Source organism: Bacillus sp. DC4300-2b2, from assembly GCF_049895685.1.
GTDB classification, from domain to species: domain Bacteria; phylum Bacillota; class Bacilli; order Bacillales; family Bacillaceae; genus Bacillus; species Bacillus safensis.
In genome coordinates this window covers 866541-886202 of the sequence record NZ_JAFCSW010000001.1, presented here as the reverse complement: position 1 = coordinate 886202, position 19662 = coordinate 866541, and the positions used below count along the sequence as shown (strand labels likewise).

The following is a 19662-nucleotide window of genomic DNA, read 5'->3' as shown; positions in this document are numbered from 1 at the left end:
TTCTTATGAGTAAAGTAGGTTTTTTTCGCTCGATTCACTTCAAATTGACCTTGATTTACGTGCTGCTGATCATTGTCGCCATGCAGATCATTGGCGTGTACTTTGTGAAGCAGCTAGAGCAGTCCTTAATTAATTCATATGATAATTCCTTGAATCAGCGAATCTACTCGTTATCGTATTACTTAGAACAAGATTCATCGAAAAGCAAGGCAGAATTAAAAGAGGATGCTCAAAAGATATTGAACGATTTTAACAACAAAGATGAGTCTAATGAAATCTCTGAAGTCAGCTATATTGACGAAAGCAGAGAGGTCATTGCCTCTGTCAATAACGGCAGCCAAGAGATTGCCGGCAAGAAAATCACTGATCAAATCATTAGCCGTATTTTCGCGGTTGGCAAAGACTATGAGAAGAAATTCTATGACCCTGAATCAAATAAAAGGGTGCGTATTTCTGCGACAGCCGTAAAAAATGAGAACCAAGAGACCGTTGGCGTGATTTATGTTGTGTCTTCAATGGAAAGTGTGTTTAACCAAATGCGAACCATTAACACCATTTTGGCAACTGGGACACTGATTGCACTCGGGACGACTGCTCTACTTGGTATTTTCATCTTCAGAACGATCACTCATCCTATTTCAGATATGAGAAAGCAAGCGATTGAGCTTGCCAAAGGGAACTTCTCCAGGAAGGTCCGGAAGTATGGGCATGACGAGATTGGCCAGCTTGCGACAACCTTTAACCATCTGACGAGAGAGCTGGAGGAAGCTCAGCTGATGACGGAGGGTGAGCGGAAAAAGCTTTCTTCTGTTATTGCCTATATGACGGACGGCGTCATCGCAACGAATCAAAACGGTGCAATTATTCTATTAAACAGCCCCGCATTAGAGCTGTTGAATGTTTCACGTGAAACAGCATTAGAGATGCCGATTACGTCTTTACTTGGCTTAGAGGAAACTCATACATTTGAAGATTTAGTCGAAAATCAAGATTCCATGCTGATAGAAATTGAACGCGAAGATCAGCTGGCTGTTTTGCGTGTGAATTTCTCTGTCATTCAGAAAGAGCATGGGAAGATTGACGGTTTAATTGCGGTCATTTATGACGTCACAGAGCAGGAGAAAATTGATGCTGAACGCCGTGAATTCGTCGCAAACGTATCGCATGAGCTACGCACACCGCTGACAACGATGCGAAGCTACCTTGAGGCGCTGGCTGAAGGTGCGATTGGTGATAAGGAGCTTGCGCCAAGATTCCTTAGTGTCACACAAAATGAAACTGAGCGCATGATCCGGCTTGTCAATGACCTGCTGCAGCTGTCTAAGTTCGACAGCAAGGATTATCAATTCAACCGTGAGTGGACGAACTTTATCAGGTTTATCTCTCTCGTCATTGATCGTTTTGAAATGACGAAGGAGCAGCATGTCGATTTTATCCGTAACCTGCCGCAGCGTGAAGTATATGTGGAAATCGATCAAGATAAAATTACACAGGTGCTCGATAATATCATTTCCAATGCCATGAAATACTCACCAGAGGGTGGACACATCACGTTTACCGTCGATTTGGATGAGGAGAAAGGCCTTGTGTTATTCAGCGTGAAAGATGAAGGAATCGGTATTCCGAAGAAGGATATGGATAAAATCTTTGAACGTTTTTATCGAGTGGATAAAGCAAGAACAAGGAAGCTGGGCGGAACCGGCCTTGGTCTTGCAATTGCAAAAGAAATGGTTCAGGCTCATGGCGGAGATATTTGGGCTGACAGCATTGAAGGAAAAGGAACAACGGTGACCTTTACCCTTCCGTACAATGAAGAACAAGAGGATGATTGGGATGAAGCGTGAGACCTTTAAAACCATAATATTGACAATCCTAATTGCGATCAGTCTTGTATTTACGTGGAATATCTGGATGTTCCAGCCCGTCATGCAGGATCAGGCTGAAACCGGCACACAGGTCGTTGAAACGAAGAAGATTTCAAGCGACGAGCCTAGAAGTCTCATTGATGTCGTGAAGCCGCGCGAGATGTTTATCCATTCAAATGGAGAGCATTTTAAAGTGGATCAAAAGGAACTCTTTCAAAACTTTTGGAATGATGTGAGCCTTTGGGATGTCAAAGAGGTTAATGATGTGTCGGATCAATATTCCGAGCAGAAATTTAAGAATTTCTTCTATGGACGTGAAGGACAAGGGAAGACATTGGATCTTGTATTCAATGATCCGATTCCGATTGATATTTTCCAAGCGCTCTTTAAATGGCCGAACAAGTCCATTGAATACAACTCGTTTGATCGGATGATCGTGCCGTTCGCTCAGCAGGATAAGGCCAATAAGAAAGTTTACCTGGTCTCATACAGCAAGGAAACGGTGCTGGAGCTGACAATTGAGTCCGCCAACTACCGTAATCTAATGGACAGTATCGCTGCCGCTCAAAACGAGATGCCGCGCTATGATCTTTATACATTCTCTACGAATTCTAAACGAGATTTCCTTCTTCCGAGAAAGCAAAAGCAGCTTGAAGCGAAAATGTTCTTTATCGAAACGATTAAGACAAACAAGTTCAAAGACGCTTTGTTTACGGACCCGAGTCTTGTCGGTGAGGAATCTAATTTAAACCGGACGGTGTACACAGATGGCACAAGCCGCCTTGAAGCCAATCAAAAAGACCACCGCATTCAATATCAGCATCGCAATATCAATTCCAGCACTGTTTTCCAAACGGGGGATTTGATCAAGCGAAGCGTGAAATATTTCAATGATACGGGAAGCTTTACTGATGACTACCAATACTTTGGCATCAACAGCAACCAGCAGCTGTCCTTCAATATGTTTATGGACGGTCTGCCGATTGTGAACAGTACAAAGCATCCATTTGGGATGACCTCCCTTGAAGTCCAATGGGCGAATGATGACATTTTGAATTACAAGCGTCCAAACTATATTCTTGGCAATAAAGCGAGTCAAAGTGAACAGGTCAAGCTGATGAACGGGACAGAGCTGAAGGACTTGATCATCAAGCAGACGAAATATGATGACTTGGAGAAAATTGAACAGATTTTCCCGGCATATCAAGCTGTTTCAACTGCATCAGATCAAGATCAAGGGATGTTTGTCTGGCTGGAGCCTGTATGGTGTATGAAGTATAACGGCAAAACCGTGATTCTATCGAATGATCTTTTGACAGAGGGGAGCGAGAATCATGGAGTGGAATAAGACCAAAACGATCTTTATCCTAGCCTTTCTCGTTCTCGATATCTTTCTAGGTTTTCAATACTTTGAAAAACGGTCAACCGATCATTTTGCGATTATCGAAAAAACGGATACGCTGGAAGAAATGAAGGCAGACGGGATCAAATATGGCAATCTATCAGATGAAGCGAAGATTGGATACCGCATTACAGCTGAAAAGAAGCAATATACAAAAAAGGATGTCGACGGATTAGCTGATCAAAAGGCGAAAAGCACATTCCCGAAAACAGACAAAGATGATCCTGTCACGCTGCTTGAAATGACCTTCAATAAACCAGTTGCCTTGCCGAAAAAGGATATCAAAACAGCGGCGACGAACCTTGTGAACCAGCGATTGCTGGATGGGAAGAATTATAAGCTGTGGAATATAGATGAAGAGACAGGGAAAATTGTCTTTTTCCAAACGTATAAAGGGAAATACATCTTCCAAGAAGGCCTGGATGACACCGAAACCATCGGGAAAATCACCTTAAATCTCAACGAGCAAAACGAAGTTGTTTCTTATCAGCAGTCAATGGTGACGTCGATTAATGAAGTGAGAAAAGAAACACTTGTCCCAGCACTTGAAACCGTGAAGGACTTATATACGCAAAATATGCTGAGCCAAAACACGACCGTGAAAAAGGTAGAGCTTGGTTACTATACGCAATACCCGGGGGCAAGCACGCAAGTCATGGTTCCTGTGTGGCGTGTGGAGCTTGAAGGCGTATCAGCAGGTTCAAAGAAAAAGACAGAGGAAGAATATTTGATCAATGCCATCGATGGCTCAACACTTGATCATATAGAGAAAGATGACAAATCTTCAATGGAGTGAGAGAACATGAGCTTGCAGTTCAGTGTACTAGCGAGCGGAAGTACGGGGAACGCTTTTTATTTAGAAACAGACGAGCATGCCTTTTTGGTCGATGCTGGTTTAAGCGGCAAACAGATGGTCGAGCTGCTTGGCCAAATCGACCGCAAGCCTGAAGACTTGGACGGCATTTTTGTGACACACGAGCACTCCGATCATATTAAAGGGCTTGGTGTCATGGCAAGAAAGTACAAGCTTCCTGTCTATGCAAATGCGAAAACATGGAAGGCAATGGAGTCTCATATCGGAAAAATTGATACAGAGCAGAAATTCCATTTTGATATGGAGACCGTTCAATCCTTTGGCGGTCTTGATGTCGAGTCATTTGGCGTTTCACACGATGCGGCAGAGCCCATGTTTTACGTATTCCATTATGGAGGGCGCAAACTTGCGCTCATGACTGATACAGGCTATGTGAGTGACCGCATGAAAGGCATTATTAAGTCAGCCAATACGTTTGTGTTTGAGAGCAATCATGATGTCGGTATGCTGCAAATGGGCCGATACCCATGGAGCATTAAGCGTAGAATTCTGAGCGATGTCGGACATGTATCAAATGAAGATGCGGCTCTTGCGATGACAGATGTCATTGGAGATGCCACCTCACGCATTTATTTGGCTCACTTGAGTCAAGACAACAACATGAAGGATTTAGCCCGTATGGCGGTCCAGCAGACGCTTGAAATGAAGGGCTTTGTTGTTGGGGACGGCTTTGATTTATTTGATACGGACCCGAAAAAAGCAACCCCGCTTTGCGCCGTATGATTTTTACAATCGTATGATTAAGATAAGAGCTTCTTACCAACACTATATACATCATCTATTCACTGAAAGGAAGGAAACATAGTGGATTATCGCGATGTAGAGTGGAAGCCGAGACGAAGCAGAAAAGGATATTTTCTTTCTGGTTTGATCGGTGTATTGGTAGGAGCTTTTTTAATGGGATTCTTTTTCCCCTATGTATCTGGACAGAGCGGCAGTCCTTTTGGATGGCAGCAAAACGGTGATGGACAAACATCTCAGGGCCCTTTAAAAACTGTGAATGTAAACGTCAATGATGCTGTCACGAAAGTGGTGTCTAATATGTCAGATACGGTGGTCGGCGTCATTAATATCCAAAAGTCGAGCTTTTGGGAGGAAGGCGGAGAAGCAGGCAGCGGGTCAGGTGTGATTTATAAAAAAAAGGGTGACACGTTTTATATTGTCACAAACCATCACGTCATCAAAGGCGCCAACCAGCTTGAAGTGAGCCTTCATGATGGGACAAGAATTGGTGCCAATCTTGTCGGCAGTGATCAGCTTATGGATTTAGCAGTTCTCACTGTCAAAAGTGATAAAATCAAGAAAACGGCAGCCTTCGGTAACTCAGATCATGTGAAGCCGGGTGAGCCAGTCATCGCCATTGGAAATCCATTAGGGCTTGAATTCGCAGGCTCTGTCACACAAGGGGTCATTTCGGGCACGGAGCGAGCCATCCCTGTCGACTCAAATGGAGACGGACAAACAGATTGGAATGCAGAAGTACTGCAAACAGACGCCGCTATCAATCCTGGAAACAGCGGAGGTGCTTTGATCAACATGGACGGAAAGGTGATCGGCATCAACTCAATGAAGATTGCTGAATCAGAGGTAGAAGGAATCGGGCTGTCTATTCCAGCGAATCTGGTCATCCCTGTCATAGAGGATTTAGAGCGCTACGGAGAGGTAAAGCGTCCGTATCTTGGCGTCGGCATGAAATCATTAGCGGATATTGCGAGTTACCACTGGCAGGAAACATTGAAATTGCCATCCAAGGTCACATCAGGAGTTGTCGTCATGAGTGTTGAGCCGTTATCTCCAGCAGGAAAAGCAGGACTAAAAGAGCTGGATGTCGTGACTTCTTTTGATGGCAAGAGTGTACAGAATATCGTGGATCTTCGTAAGTATTTATATCAAAAGAAGGTCGGCGACAAGGTGAAGGTGCAGTTTTATCGAAGCGGAAAGAAAAAATCAGCAGAGATTAAACTTTCTCAAACCGACCAATATGGCGGCTAACCAGTTCCAGCAAGGGACTGGTTTTTTTTGCATGCACATCATATGATAAAGGAAAGGGGGCGGTACGATTGGTTACACTACAACGGATGTCACAAACCGATTACGATGTATTGATGGAGAAGGCCATTCAGCGGTACGCTGAAGAAAAGGTACTCGCAGGGACATGGGAAAAGGAAGAATCACTTGCGAACGCAGAAGAACAATTTGACAGACTCCTTCCAGAAGGACTTCAGACGGAGCATCATGAGCTGTGGAATTTCTTAAATGGGGAAGAAGCGATTGGCTGGGTTTGGCTTTGCTATGATCCGAATCACCCGCAACACGAAGGATTTATTTATAACTTTATTTTGTTTGAAGCTTATCGAGGAAAAGGCTTTGCAAAGCAGGCCATTGCTGCATTAGAGGAGCAGGCAAAGTCATTAGGTGTGCAAAAACTCTCGCTCCATGTCTTTGCTCACAATCAAATCGCCCGTTCGCTGTACGAGAAAACGGGATTTGCAGAAACCGGTATTTATATGAGTAAACCTTTATAAAAAAGAAGAAGTACCGTGCAGAAAGCGTACGGTACTTTTTTATGAGGACATCATGGCATCCTGAGCCGTGACTCTGTATAAATCGACTTTGCACTTCACGAAAGCGCGAATGATCGCTGGAACTTGAGCTTCTGAACGAATTAACAATGAGGTCTCGTCATCACTGATCACAAGATCTGTTCCGACAGTTTGTAGGTACTGCATGAGAACAGGTTTCACCTCATCATCAATCCATGCATGCTTGAAGGTTGCACGTATGTTTGAGGATGTGATGGTTTTCTCTTGAGGATGAGTATGTGGGGACACTAATTTTCCTTCAGAAATGAATGCAGTTTTGGTACAAATACTATTGGTGAACCTTGGGCGGTCAGCTGTTAAAAATACGGTTTTTCCTTCATCCTTTAATGCTTCAATGACCCGCTGAATGTGGAAAATCGAATCGGCATCAATATCGGCAAAAGGCTCGTCGAGTAAAATAAATTCCGGCTGATGGGCGATGGCCTGCGCCATTCCAAGCCGCTTTTTCATACCAGGTGTGAAGGCACCGACCTTCTCCTGATGATCGTGATGTAAGCCGACAAATTCGAGCAGTTCTTCATAATCACTCGTTTTCTGGCGTGTTCCGGTGATTTTTGATAAATAGGCAATATGCTCAAGAGCCGTAAGACCTTCATATAAATCCGTATATTCAGGCAGAACACCGATATGCTGCCTCACTTTTTTTAGCGAAGGCTTATTCATCACTGTAAACGTACCAGAGGTAGGGCGGGAGATTCCGGTAATAATATTGAAAAACGTCGTCTTACCAGATCCCTTTGGTCCAATGAGACCGAAGATATCGCCTTGATTGACATCAAGATTAATATCATCTATTGCGACTTTTGTACGATATTTTTTTGTAAGCCCTTTTGTATGAAGCATCTACACATCCCTCCTTTGAAACAGCAGTGCAGTTCCAATGAGTAAGATAACGGTCAATGCCGTGTTCATTAGGACGTAGGTCAGCGGTTCACTCCAGCGCGCATAATAATAAGGCGTCATATATTGGAACCAATGAATCATTCGTTCTGAAGAAAGAACAGAAATCATACTGACGATTGGGAAAAGAAAGGAAAATAACATGCCGACAAACATTGATTTCTGCGGTGTTGGAAAGAGCATGGACAAAAATAAAGCACATGAGATACCGACACTGATAAAGGTTAAGATTTTTAACGCATCAGAGAACAGAAAACGGTGTGAAATCACCATATTCAGTACATATGTCGTCATAATACAGCTAAGCCAAAACAGCATCAGTCCAAGATATTTCCCGATGATGATGTTCAAACGAGTTGTTTTACTGACGAGAAAACGAATGGTTTTCAAATGAATTTCACGGCTTAAAATATCATGAGACAACAAAAAAATAAGGAAGAAACCAAATAAAGAAATCACCAGTTCATTCCCAATAGAATAAGGATCCTTTGCCAGTTCCCATTGTTCCTGATGAGCAGCGATAAACGGAAGACTTGAAACAAAAGTAGATAAAATGAAAATAATAACAATTGTTAAAATAGATTTTGTGCTTTTGAAGAGCTGCTTAAACTCATTCATACAGATGGTCCACACACGCTGTACCTCCCTTCACCTTTATTATACCCTTAGAATAGAAAGACACCATATCTTGCTCTTTAACATTTGTTTAAATTTCATAAAAAGAAGACTCTTCCAGCACCAGTTGACTCATTTTTAAAAATGTTCAGAAAAATATCTTGATTTATGAAAAAACATCATGTATGATAGCTTTAATTCAAGATAATTATACAGGCAATGACGAGAGAAAGTACAATCATCAATTTTTCCACAGAGAGCTTCGGCAGCTGAAAAGAAGCAAAAATAATGATTCGAAAAATGGTCTCTGAGCCTCGTGCTGAACATATCTATGATATTAGTAGGTGACGACGAGAGTTGGTACTCGTTATCAAAACCACAGTATATGAGCCAGATTGGAGCTTTGTACTTGTAGAGGCTGTTTAGCGCGAGCAAACAGTAAATAAAGGTGGTACCACGAGACAAATACCTCGTCCTTATGATTCAAAGATAAGGATGGGGTATTTTTTATTGTCCACTTTTTTTCATACAATTGTTCAAATGTTCCACGTGAAACACCACATCCATTTTTTCAAATGAAAGGGAGATTGACATGAGTGAACATGCATTGGTTTTACAATCAGATTTCGGCATTGATGATGGAGCTGTCAGTGCAATGTACGGAGTGGCAAATACGGTCAGCAGCAGGATCCGCATTTTTGATTTAACACACAATATTCCGCAGTATGACATTTGGGAGGCATCTTATCGCCTGCTTCAAACCGTCACATACTGGCCGGAAGAGACGGTATTCGTTTCTGTCGTTGACCCAGGTGTTGGGTCAGAGAGAAAAAGTCTTGTTGTCAAAACGACAAGCTCACACTATATCATTACCCCAGATAACGGCACAATCACACACGTCGCGCAGGATATTGGCATTGTGGAAGCCCGTTATTTAGATGAAACCATTAACCGGCTGCCAAAGTCGGGAAAATCACATACTTTCCACGGGAGAGACATATACGCTTATACAGGGGCGAGAATTGCATCAGGTGTGATTTCTTTTGAAGAGGTTGGGCCAAAGGCGAATATTGATGATATTATCCATCTTCCAGTCGTACAGGCATATGCGGAAGAAGATGTGATCACAGGGACGATTGATATTTTAGATGTGAGATTCGGAAACCTATGGACAAACATTCATCACACGCTGTTTGAACAGCTTTCAATTAATTATGGGGATGCAATAGAAGTTACCATTGCCAACGGGCCGAAAAATGTGTATAAAAATATCATGACCTATGGACGATCTTTTGCCGACTTAAAGGTAGGCGAACCACTCGTATATGTCAATTCACTAGACCATTTAGGCGTGGCGATCAATCAAGGGTCATTTGCAAAGGCTTATAACATCGGTACAGGCACAGGCTGGCGCCTTTCGATTCGCAAAGCTCCGCGCATTATATACGAATAAGAGGAGGATACATCATGGCAGGAAAACAACTTTCAACGAAAACTGTCGTTGCTATTGGAATTGGCGCAGCCGTCTTTGTGATTTTAGGACGATTTGTCTCCATTCCAACTGGAATTCCGAATACACAAATTGAAACCTCATACGCATTCCTTGCATTAATGGCCGTGCTATTTGGTCCTGTTGCAGGCGCACTGATTGGTTTTATTGGCCATCTCATTAAAGATGCGACCACATTTGGCCCTTGGTGGAGCTGGATTATTGTTTCGGGTGTAGTTGGTTTATTGATCGGCTTCATTTCTAACCGTTTAAAAGTAGAAGAGGGAGACTTTGGCTGGAAGAAAATCACGCTTTTCAACGCCGTACAAGCAGGCGCACAGGCATTAGGCTGGTTTATCATTGCTCCTGTGCTCGACATTGTGATCTATGCAGAACCTGCGAACAAAGTATTTGTTCAAGGCATTGTGGCAGGAATTTCGAACATCATCACAGTTGGTGTACTAGGAACCATCATCATTGCAGCCTATGCAAAAACGAGAAGCAAAAGCGGCAGCCTATCGAAAGAAACATCATGAAGCAAGGTGGAACACATAAATGAAGAAACCGATGATTCAATTCGAACATTTCGGATTCAAGTATCGCAGTCAGGCAGAACCAACATTAAAGGATATCAACCTGACCATCTATGAAGGAGAAAAAGTTCTCATCGCAGGCCCGTCTGGATCGGGAAAAAGCACACTAGCCCATTGTATCAATGGGCTAGTTCCTGCGTCTTATAAAGGTTCTATGGAAGGAAGTCTTCACATCGGCGGGAAAAATGCAGAGAAAGAGAACATTTTCTCCCTCTCCCAGCTTGTTGGAACGGTGCTTCAGGACCCCGATGGACAATTCATCGGGTTGACCGTTGGAGAAGATATCGCGTTCACGCTTGAAAATGATCAAGTCATACGCGAAGAAATGAAAACACGTGTCGAGAAAGCGGCAAGATTAACAGAGGTAGACGGCAAGCTGGCATCGTCCGTGCATGAGCTGTCAGGTGGACAAAAACAACGTGTCGCCATTGCGGGCGTACTGGTCAACGATGTCGACATTTTGCTGTTTGATGAACCACTTGCAAGCCTTGATCCCGCAACAGGTAAAGAAGTCATCGACCTCATTGACCGGCTGCAAAAACAAACGAAAAAAACCATTGTGATGGTTGAGCACCGATTAGAAGACGTCCTCTTCCGTCATGTGGACCGCATCATCGTTGTCAATGAAGGAACGATTGTAGCGGATATGACACCAGATGAATTGCTCGCCTCAAATGTTCTAGAAGCGGCGTATTTGCGTGAGCCTTTATATGTAAAGGCGATGAAATACGCAGGCATTCCGGTTGCACCGGGGGATCAGATCGCTGATTTACAGCGTCTCACTCTAAACGACGAAGCAAAAGAGAAAATCGAGCAATGGATGGAAGCATCTGAACCATCAGTAGAGCAGATTGCAGCACAGGATTTACTAGAAGTGCGCGAGCTGAGCTTTGACTATCCAACAAGACCAAACACGCTGAGCAACATCTCTTTTACCGTCAAAAAAGGAGAAATGATCAGCATCGCAGGAGCCAATGGCGCAGGCAAGACGACATTATCTAAGGTGCTTTGTGCATTTGAAAAGCCAACGAAAGGGTCAATTCTTTTAAATGGTGATGACATCACAGGAGATACGATCAAACAGCGCTCCGAACGAATCGGCGTCGTCATGCAAAACCCCAATCAAATGATTTCAAAACAAATGATCTTTGATGAAGTCGCACTCGGTCTCGTTTTAAGAGGGGTAAAGGAAGAAGAGATCAAGGAACGGGTGGAGCGGGTCCTGAAAGTGTGTGGGCTGTACCCATTTCGGAACTGGCCGGTCTCAGCGCTCAGCTTTGGACAGAAAAAACGCGTCACCATTGCGTCAATTCTTGTATTAGAGCCAGAAATCCTCATCCTAGATGAACCAACCGCAGGACAGGACTTTAAACATTACACAGAGATGATGACGTTTTTAGAGCAATTAAATCAGCAGGGTGTCACGATTTTCATGATCACCCATGATATGCACTTAATGCTCGAATACACAACAAGAACCATTGTCATTTCAGATGGAGAAAAAATCGCAGATGATACACCAGCCAAAGTGCTGACAGATCAGCTGCTTGTCCAAAAGGCGAGCTTAAAGGAAACATCGCTGTATGAACTGGCGCTGAAAGCAGATTGGCCGAATCCAAATGAACTCGTGGATCGCTTCATTGAGGTTGACAGAAAGGAACGAATGACATGGCTGTAGACATGCTGTCCTATATCGACCGCCCGTCGCCGATTCACCGGCTGACAGGTGCAACCAAACTCATTTGCTTTATCCTCTGGTCATCCGCAGCGATGCTCACGTATGATACAGGCGTTTTAGTGTTTATGTTAGCCGCCAGTATCGTGTTCTTTCAGCTATCAAACGTACGATTTCGTGATATTTCCTTCGTAGTGATCGTCCTGGCGATTTTCCTAGCGATTAATAACATCGCCATTTACATCTTTGCGCCTCAGCAAGGTGTCGCCATCTACGGAGCAAAGCATGAGCTGTTTCATATTGCCGGCTGGTACAACGTCACACTTGAACAGCTTTTCTATCAGTTGAACATTACGCTAAAATACGTGACCGTGATGCCAGCAGCGCTTTTATTTATTGTGACAACAAATCCAAGTGAATTCGCCTCATCGCTCAGCAGAATTGGGGTCAGCTACCGGATTTCCTATGCGGTAGCGATTGCCTTGCGCTATATTCCAGATATTCAGCGGGATTTTCGCACGATCGCGATTTCTCAGCAAGCAAGAGGGATTGATTTATCGAAGAATGAAAAGCTGGGAAAACGGATCAAAAATGCGCTGTCGATTGTGATGCCGCTGATTTTTTCCAGCCTAGAGCGGATAGAGACGATCAGCAATGCGATGGAGCTGCGGGGGTTTGGGAAACATAAAAAGCGTACATGGTTTACGGCGAAAGACTTTCAAAAAGCAGATTATGTGGCGTTCATATTTGTTGGTGTGGTACTGATTGTTTCGTTAGTGATTACATTTGTTAGAGGAACGAGATTTTATAATCCGTTTCTATAGAAGGAAGCCTTCACAGGAGTGGAGGCTTTTTTATTTGGTTTGTGGATAAAAGGTGTGGAAAATGGTAAAAGACTATTAACATGTGAATAAATCGGTTATATTGAACAATGAGCGAAACACTTGTGAATAACGAAACAACCTATTGGAGGAATTAGAAACTTATGAACAAATCACTTTATGCTTGTGCAGAACACATAGAAACCGTATTAGACATGTACATAGATGATCACGAAACGCCGCCAGAATTCAGAAAAATCGAACATACACACAGTTTATCCACAACCTGTGAATTGTGCGATAAACCTGCAATATATATAGTGGGGAACGAATGATCGGACACAAAATACACAAATTTTATCCACAATTGTTGATAACTTATATGAATAACTTGTTCTTAAGGTGGGGATGACCTGTGAATATATCAATTATCACAGTAGGAAAATTAAAAGAGAAATATTTAAAGCAAGGCATAGCCGAATACACAAAACGATTACAGGCTTACGCAAAAATTGAGATCATTGAGCTCGCGGACGAAAAAGCACCCGAGAATCTCAGCGATCAAGACATGAAAATCATTAAAGACAAAGAAGGCGAACGCATCCTAAGCAAAATCAACCCAGACGCCCACGTCATCGCCCTCGCCATCGAAGGAAAAATGAAAAGTTCCGAAGAATTAGCTGATACAATAGATAAGCTAGCAACATACGGAAAAAGCAAAGTATGTTTCGTCATAGGCGGATCCCTCGGACTAAGTGATGCTGTCATGCAGCGTGCGAATGAGAAACTGTCATTTTCGAGGATGACGTTTCCGCATCAGTTGATGAGATTGGTGCTTGTGGAGCAGATTTATCGGGCGTTTCGGATTGTTCGGGGGGAGCCTTATCATAAGTGAGATTTATCAGGGCGATAGAATTTACTATTGAAATGGGTAAGATTAGAATAATAGTCGATTTAAAGCGTAATTAAAATGGTAAGAGAATAGTTTGATTTTTTAGAGGAGAACTTAAATAAAATCACCAAATATTATACATTACTTAATTATCAAATGGTATACTAATTTGAAGAGCCTTTATAGTTGGAAAGAAGTGAAAATAGATGTTAAACCCTTCTCCTTTAAGATACCCTGGAGGAAAATATAAAATTTATAATTTTGTAAGTAGGTTAGTAAAACATAATAATTGTTATACTTATATTGAGCCCTTTGCAGGTGGTTCAGCAATTTCACTTGCCTTATTATTTAATGGAGTAGTTAATCGAATAATGATAAATGATTACGACTATTCAATTTATTGCTTTTGGAAAAGTATCTTGAATAATACAGAGTCATTTATCAAGTTAGTTGAAGATACTTCAGTAACCATAGACGAATGGTATAATCAAAAAAGGATTAGGGAAAATATATATGAATATGATCCCTTAAAAGTAGGTTTTTCAACCTTTTATTTAAATAGGGTTAATAGATCTGGGATAATAGATAAAGCTGGGCCAATTGGTGGCATGAATCAAAATGGAAATTATTTAATAGATTGTAGATTTAATAAAAATGATCTTATTAGTAAAATATATAAAATATCAAAATATAGAAATGCTATTAAATTATCAAATATGGATGCTATGGACTTTATAGAATCTGAGATAATTAAGACTAGAAATTCTTTTACATTTTTTGATCCTCCATACTACAACAAGGGGAAAGGACTTTATACCAATTTCTATACTCATGGCGATCATGAAAATTTAGCAAAAACAATTTCCCAATTTATGAAAAATAGAAAATGGATTGTTACTTATGATACAGCAGAGGAAATTAGAGGATTTTATTCAAATTTTAATTATATCACTTTCAATCTTTCTTATACTCTTCAGGAAAAAAAGAATGGATCAGAATTTATGTTTTTCTCAAAGAAAGTCCAACGTTTTAATAATGAAAATGATGTACTTAATATCCAATAAATGAAGTCTAGTCAATGAAATCAGGGGTGTTTAGTATGAGTACGAATAAGGAATATAAAATAGTGAATGTATCTGAGATTTTAAATTATTCAGAGAATCCTAGACATGATATAGGAACAAATGAGCTTGATACTCTAAAAAAGTTGATTAATAAAGTAGGTTCTCAGTATATGTATAATCTTGCTGATGATATCTATAAAAATGGATTACTAGGTGCTAACTTACCCACACTTGTATATAATTCAAAGAAAGAAAAATATATTGTATATGAAGGAAATAGAAGGGTGGCTTGCATTAAATTCTTAAAAGATCCTACTATCTTAGAATCTATAGACAAAGCTTTAAAGCAGAGAATTGAAAGATTAATAAAAACAGAGAAACCAAAATACTCCAGTGATATCTTTTGCTTAATAACTAGCGAAGAGGAAGCCTATACTATTATGGAGAGGATACACTCAGGCGAAGATAAAGGGAGAGGACTTAAAGCATGGACACCTAAAGAAAAAGGTGTTTTTGATAGTAGGTTGAAGAATAAAGTTACTATTGAATTAGTTATAGCTGAACTTTTTAATAAATATTTCAAGGAAGATATCACCAACAAAATAGGATATACTACAATTCGGAGGTTCTTTAACAATAGAGAAGTGAAAAAAGCACTAAATATCAATTCGGATTTTTCTAATATTACTAAAGACAAAATAATACTTATCAAGTTTTTAATAGATAAGGCTATTAATAAGAGTACAATGGAAAATATGGCTGTAACTCGCTTATTTAATAGAGCAAGAGAAATTGAGGATTTTTTTGTACCCCTTATTAAGAGATATTACCAGGAAGATTTGGATAACAAAAATCTTCCTGAAAGCATTACTAAGAATATTGGCGAAAACATTAGTAATATAAATGAAAAACAGATGACAAACAATAAAATTTTAGAGAAAGACGAAACCAATGATACAAAAGAAGAAGATGCAATGAGGTTTAATTTAATTAAAGATGCTACAAATGTTACTTATTATACTGACCAAACTATAAACCTTTTAGATAAATTGGAAATTAATTCATATTACGATTCTAACTTATTGGAAATGGATTGTAAGGGATTGAAGGTAGTGGAGGGTATAATTCAACCGAATAACTTGCCGGGTGATTATAAAGTAGTCTATAAATATTATAAGGATTCTTCTAAAACTACAATCCTTTGGCAAGATAGTTTGTCTTTTAATATAAAGGCAAAAAAAGTTTCCTATTCAGTCCAAAAACAACAAACCGTCCTAAATAATACATTTTCCATCAAGTACATAGAAAAACTACAAATCGAACATGGTGAAAAGCTTAAATCACTGATGCTCTTTTTGAGTAACGAAAGTAAATATGGTAAATACTCATATCTACTTAATATTGTGAGTCGCATGTTCCTAGAATATACATTTCGAATGTATGCATCAAAAGTTTTAAAAGAAGATAACCAATCTATTGACAATAAAAGCAAATCTTTACAAGGATTTATTGATTATTGTTGCAATAAGATTGAACAAGTAGAACCTAAAAAATTCATAAAACATATCCAGCGTGGTCGTAGAGATGCAACAAGTAAAATTGAACTTTTACAAAAGAGTATCCATTATTTTGATGTATCAATATCTAATGAAGATATACAAATTATGTTTACCAACCTTAATATTTATTTAGAATATGTTTTTGATAAAATTATTGAAGAATCAATTCAATCAGTTGGAAATTAATTTAAATCCATATCAAACACGAAAGAAGAAGTATCGTGCTAAAGAGTATTTATCAATATCTTATTCAGGTGTTTCATCGTTTACTAAGTATTTTGAAGATGTAAAGGGTAAAGAGCCGATATTAGACTATAAATAAAATTCGAAGCTTATTAAGAGATTTTTGTTTATTGAAGTGGTGTGTCTAGGAGTTTTTAAATATGAGGAGATGAATTTATTCATCTCCTCTAGCACATCCCAAAAGGTTCCTATTGTTTCTCTTTTACCAGCTTGATGGTAAGAAAGAAAAGAATGAATAAGATAAAATAATTCATTGGATTTTTAAATATGCTCATCTCTAGTGAAATCTGTAATAGAATCCAGAGAAAAAAAATGATTAGTATAGATGGAATGATGATTTTATACACCATGATCACCTTCCCTTTAGGATAAAAAGAGAGTACCCTTTTTGCTCTTCATTAAAAACAAGAAGCAGCAGCTCCTGTCATTGCTCCACCAACAGTACCTGTGATTGCACCAACTGCACCAGCGCCTACAGTTCCGATACCAGGTATCGTGACAGTCCCTACAGCAGCACCAGCAAGACCAAGTGTACCACCTCCGGTTACTGCCCCACCACTAGTACCAAGAATACATTTTCCAACAGAGTGAGTACTGATTTTCCCGCTTGTTTTTTCACTCACAACTTTAATCAAAATCCCATTTTTAATTTTTTCATAATGCAAAGTTGCAGGATGATCGTTTTTATCGGTCGATGTTTTAGGAAGAACTTGTTTTTCATTCGTTATTTGATCTTCCAATATCGCATTTCCTTTAGAATCGATATGAACATCAGCATGATCGAACGTCATCTTTAATTCACTATCATTAAGGTTCTCCACTTTATATGTGGCTTGTGACTTTGTGGCATTTGCATCTGTAGGTGAAATTGGTAAAGCCACGGCGCTCAACAGAAATAGAGAGGCTGCCAATTTGATTAGGGTGCTTCTTAATTTAATATTCATCACTTATCATCCTCCTTTGGATGTCATACTAACATAGCTATACACGTTGTTAAATGATGAAAAGATAAATTAAGTAAATAATAATGTTTTAAATGAAATTTAATAATGACTTTTTTCCTATTTTTATAAGTTTATTATTTAAAGATTTTCTTTATTAAATATCGTATTATATAAAATGAAAGCAAATATTAAAAACATAGTAGTAACAACATTCACTGATCATATTCTTAGCAATAAATTACTTAAGGAGACTTCCATGGGTTTTAAAGCTGACTATAAACGTGAAATGCGTAACGTAGTACAAGACGTAAAAAAGGAAATACATAAAACGTGGAAAATTGATTACAAAGGGCATTCTATAGAAATTACAAGCCAAATAAAAGAAGAGCAACTAATCATTTAAAGGCATCACGGTGAGCCTTATCATAAGTTAGTGAGGGGTGAGAAGATCTCCAACAACACATGTTGACATATCGTTATTTATCGATATAATGGGGTGTATGGAGCCAATAGAAGTTTTCAAAGCCTTATCCAATGAATCCAGATTGCAAATTTTACAATGGTTAAAGGAACCTGATCGTCATTTTACACCCCATGAAGGGATTGATATGAATACTACAGGGGTATGTGTTAGTCAAATAACAGATAAATTGAAAATGACGCAATCAACCGCATCTCAATACCTTTCAATTTTACTACGAGCTGGATTAATTACGACAGAGCGTATAGGTAAATACACGTATTATAAAAGAGATGAAAATGCCATAAAACAAATTGCTGAGATTCTAGAAAAAAATATTTAATAAATGAACTGAATTCATACATCAGAATTCAGTTTCATTTATTAAATACAAATCGACTTATCGTAATATGTTTTTTTGTCCATACATATTAACAATTCTAGATATGTAAATGCATTATATATAAGGAGTGATCTACATTGTCAAACACTGTAAAGATTTACATTTTAGCTATTGTCAGTTTTTTAGTTGGTACATCAGAGTATATCATCTCTGGTATTTTGGATAATATTTCTGAATCATTAGGGATTACGATAGCTGCAGCTGGCCAGTTAATTACGATTTTTTCTCTTGTGTATGCCATCTTCACCCCAGTATTAATGGCTTTAACATCGGGAATGAATAAACGCAAGTTAATGTTATTTTCACTTAGCGTTTTTATTCTAGGTAATATTCTTGCATTCGTCCTCCCTGGGTATCAATTATTTATTGTGTCAAGAATTATTATGGCTCTTGGAGCGGGGATGGTCGTAGTTACTGCATTAACAATTGCTGAAAAAATTGCACCAAAAGGTAAGCAAGGTACAGCTATTGCTACAGTAGTAATGGGATTTACAGCATCATTGATCATTGGAGTCCCACTTGGCAGAATGACTAGTGATTTCTTTGGTTGGAAGGCTGTATTTGGAGGAATAGCCTTACTCGGATTATTAGCCATGGTGATCATTTCTCTTACGATTCCAAAAATCCAAGGGGATAAACCTGTACCTTTAATTCAACAACTCGCTCTTTTTAAAAAACCAAAAGTAGTGTTGGGATTAGCCATCACCTTTTTCTGGCTTGGTGGTTATTCAATTGCCTATACCTACCTATCCCCTTACCTTTTAAATATATCCGGTGTAAGCAGCAAATTGCTGAGTGGAGTTCTCCTTGTATTCGGGATTGCTAGTCTAGTTGGGTCAAAGTTTGGTGGATTTAGTACCGATCGATGGGGTGTGAATTTTACTCTGATTAGTGGAATGACATTACATGTCATCATGCTCATATTGCTCTCACTAGTTACGCATTCTTATGTTGGAGTATTGCTCATTTTAATATTATGGTCATTTGCTGCATGGTCTTCTGGCCCGACTCAACAATATCACTTAGCTACAATGGAGCCAGAGTCATCAGGTATACTATTAGGTCTCAATCAGTCAATGATGCAATTGGCGATGGCCGCAGGTGCAGCTATTGGAGGTATCTTTGTAGAGAGGGTTTCTCTATCTTCTGTTACTTGGGCAGGTGCTTTAGGCGTTGCAATAGCGATCATTGTCACAATATTGGCTTCGCGTGCTACTTCGAGTAATGAAATTCGATATACTTAAACAGTAGAACGATGGG

The 19662-nt window shown here is 39.7% G+C and carries 21 protein-coding genes and 1 other annotated feature; of the genes, 17 read left to right on the top strand and 4 right to left on the bottom strand.

The window, feature by feature from the left end:
- The first annotated feature begins 5 nt into the window (after positions 1-5).
- From walK to ACP69X_RS04510, 6 genes are all read left to right on the top strand, one after another.
- On the top strand, positions 6-1844 hold the full coding sequence (gene walK, locus ACP69X_RS04535; RefSeq protein WP_426052466.1) for a cell wall metabolism sensor histidine kinase WalK: 1839 nt from the start codon (positions 6-8) through the stop codon (positions 1842-1844).
- Entirely contained in the window at positions 1834-3213 is a 1380-nt protein-coding gene (gene yycH, locus ACP69X_RS04530; RefSeq protein WP_041089445.1) for a two-component system activity regulator YycH, read from the top strand. The genes walK and yycH overlap by 11 nt, the downstream gene beginning before the upstream one ends.
- Entirely contained in the window at positions 3200-4063 is an 864-nt protein-coding gene (locus ACP69X_RS04525; protein ID WP_041089447.1) for a two-component system regulatory protein YycI, read from the top strand. Before yycH ends, ACP69X_RS04525 begins: the two co-directional genes overlap by 14 nt.
- Positions 4064-4069: 6 nt before the next feature.
- Positions 4070-4864, top strand: a complete 795-nt coding sequence (locus tag ACP69X_RS04520) for an MBL fold metallo-hydrolase (protein WP_024424026.1) — start codon at positions 4070-4072, stop codon at positions 4862-4864.
- A 78-nt stretch (positions 4865-4942) separates the two neighbouring features.
- Complete coding sequence (locus ACP69X_RS04515) at positions 4943-6133, top strand: S1C family serine protease (RefSeq protein ID WP_370334023.1); 1191 nt, start codon at positions 4943-4945, stop codon at positions 6131-6133.
- A gap of 68 nt (positions 6134-6201) precedes the next feature.
- Positions 6202-6666 (top strand): GNAT family N-acetyltransferase, encoded by a 465-nt coding sequence (locus ACP69X_RS04510; RefSeq protein WP_041089451.1) that lies wholly within the window; start codon positions 6202-6204, stop codon positions 6664-6666.
- Positions 6667-6705: 39 nt separating this feature from the next.
- On the opposite strand, the gene ACP69X_RS04505 is transcribed toward ACP69X_RS04510, so the two are convergent.
- Positions 6706-7587 carry an ABC transporter ATP-binding protein gene (locus ACP69X_RS04505; protein ID WP_041089453.1) on the bottom strand — a complete coding sequence of 294 codons (882 nt, stop codon included), beginning with the start codon at positions 7585-7587 and terminating at the stop codon, positions 6706-6708.
- Complete coding sequence (locus ACP69X_RS04500; protein WP_039182821.1) at positions 7588-8277, bottom strand: ABC transporter permease subunit; 690 nt, start codon at positions 8275-8277, stop codon at positions 7588-7590.
- Positions 8278-8469: 192 nt separating this feature from the next.
- Positions 8470-8740, top strand: a binding site (T-box leader).
- 111 nt (positions 8741-8851) lie between these two features.
- On the opposite strand from ACP69X_RS04500, the gene ACP69X_RS04495 reads away from it, so the two are divergent.
- The 8 genes from ACP69X_RS04495 (at position 8852) to ACP69X_RS04460 (ending at position 16538) form a co-directional block, all read left to right on the top strand.
- Positions 8852-9712, top strand: a complete 861-nt coding sequence (locus ACP69X_RS04495; protein ID WP_039182818.1) for an SAM hydrolase/SAM-dependent halogenase family protein — start codon at positions 8852-8854, stop codon at positions 9710-9712.
- 14 nt (positions 9713-9726) lie between these two features.
- Positions 9727-10284, top strand: coding sequence for an ECF-type riboflavin transporter substrate-binding protein (locus tag ACP69X_RS04490; RefSeq protein WP_024424020.1), 558 nt, complete (start codon positions 9727-9729; stop codon positions 10282-10284).
- A 19-nt stretch (positions 10285-10303) separates the two neighbouring features.
- Positions 10304-12019 (top strand): ABC transporter ATP-binding protein, encoded by a 1716-nt coding sequence (locus ACP69X_RS04485; protein ID WP_064498723.1) that lies wholly within the window; start codon positions 10304-10306, stop codon positions 12017-12019.
- The gene (locus ACP69X_RS04480; protein ID WP_073979569.1) at positions 12010-12840 is read left to right on the top strand and encodes an energy-coupling factor transporter transmembrane component T family protein; all 831 of its coding nucleotides are present in this window, start codon (positions 12010-12012) and stop codon (positions 12838-12840) included. The genes ACP69X_RS04485 and ACP69X_RS04480 overlap by 10 nt, the downstream gene beginning before the upstream one ends.
- Before the next feature lie 161 nt (positions 12841-13001).
- Complete coding sequence (locus ACP69X_RS04475) at positions 13002-13172, top strand: CxxH/CxxC protein (protein ID WP_073979568.1); 171 nt, start codon at positions 13002-13004, stop codon at positions 13170-13172.
- An 80-nt stretch (positions 13173-13252) separates the two neighbouring features.
- Positions 13253-13732, top strand: a complete 480-nt coding sequence (rlmH, locus tag ACP69X_RS04470; protein ID WP_003214880.1) for a 23S rRNA (pseudouridine(1915)-N(3))-methyltransferase RlmH — start codon at positions 13253-13255, stop codon at positions 13730-13732.
- A gap of 203 nt (positions 13733-13935) precedes the next feature.
- Positions 13936-14793, top strand: a complete 858-nt coding sequence (locus ACP69X_RS04465; RefSeq protein WP_426052465.1) for a DNA adenine methylase — start codon at positions 13936-13938, stop codon at positions 14791-14793.
- Between the two features lie 35 nt (positions 14794-14828).
- A complete protein-coding gene (locus tag ACP69X_RS04460) occupies positions 14829-16538 on the top strand; it encodes a hypothetical protein (RefSeq protein ID WP_426052464.1) in 1710 nt (569 codons plus the stop codon).
- Between the two features lie 245 nt (positions 16539-16783).
- Here ACP69X_RS04460 and ACP69X_RS04455 read toward each other — a convergent pair whose 3' ends face one another.
- Positions 16784-16942: a hypothetical protein gene (locus ACP69X_RS04455; RefSeq protein WP_025093698.1), complete on the bottom strand. Its 159-nt coding sequence runs from the start codon at positions 16940-16942 to the stop codon at positions 16784-16786.
- A gap of 51 nt (positions 16943-16993) precedes the next feature.
- Positions 16994-17539 carry a Pathogenicity island protein gene (locus ACP69X_RS04450; RefSeq protein ID WP_426052463.1) on the bottom strand — a complete coding sequence of 182 codons (546 nt, stop codon included), beginning with the start codon at positions 17537-17539 and terminating at the stop codon, positions 16994-16996.
- Positions 17540-17795: 256 nt separating this feature from the next.
- Here ACP69X_RS04450 and ACP69X_RS04445 point away from each other — a divergent pair, with 256 nt between their 5' ends.
- From ACP69X_RS04445 to ACP69X_RS04435, 3 genes are all read left to right on the top strand, one after another.
- Positions 17796-17942: a hypothetical protein gene (locus ACP69X_RS04445; protein ID WP_426052462.1), complete on the top strand. Its 147-nt coding sequence runs from the start codon at positions 17796-17798 to the stop codon at positions 17940-17942.
- Positions 17943-18039: 97 nt separating this feature from the next.
- Positions 18040-18342: an ArsR/SmtB family transcription factor gene (locus tag ACP69X_RS04440; RefSeq protein WP_039182804.1), complete on the top strand. Its 303-nt coding sequence runs from the start codon at positions 18040-18042 to the stop codon at positions 18340-18342.
- Between the two features lie 137 nt (positions 18343-18479).
- A complete protein-coding gene (locus ACP69X_RS04435; protein WP_025093702.1) occupies positions 18480-19646 on the top strand; it encodes an MFS transporter in 1167 nt (388 codons plus the stop codon).
- Positions 19647-19662: the final 16 nt, after the last annotated feature.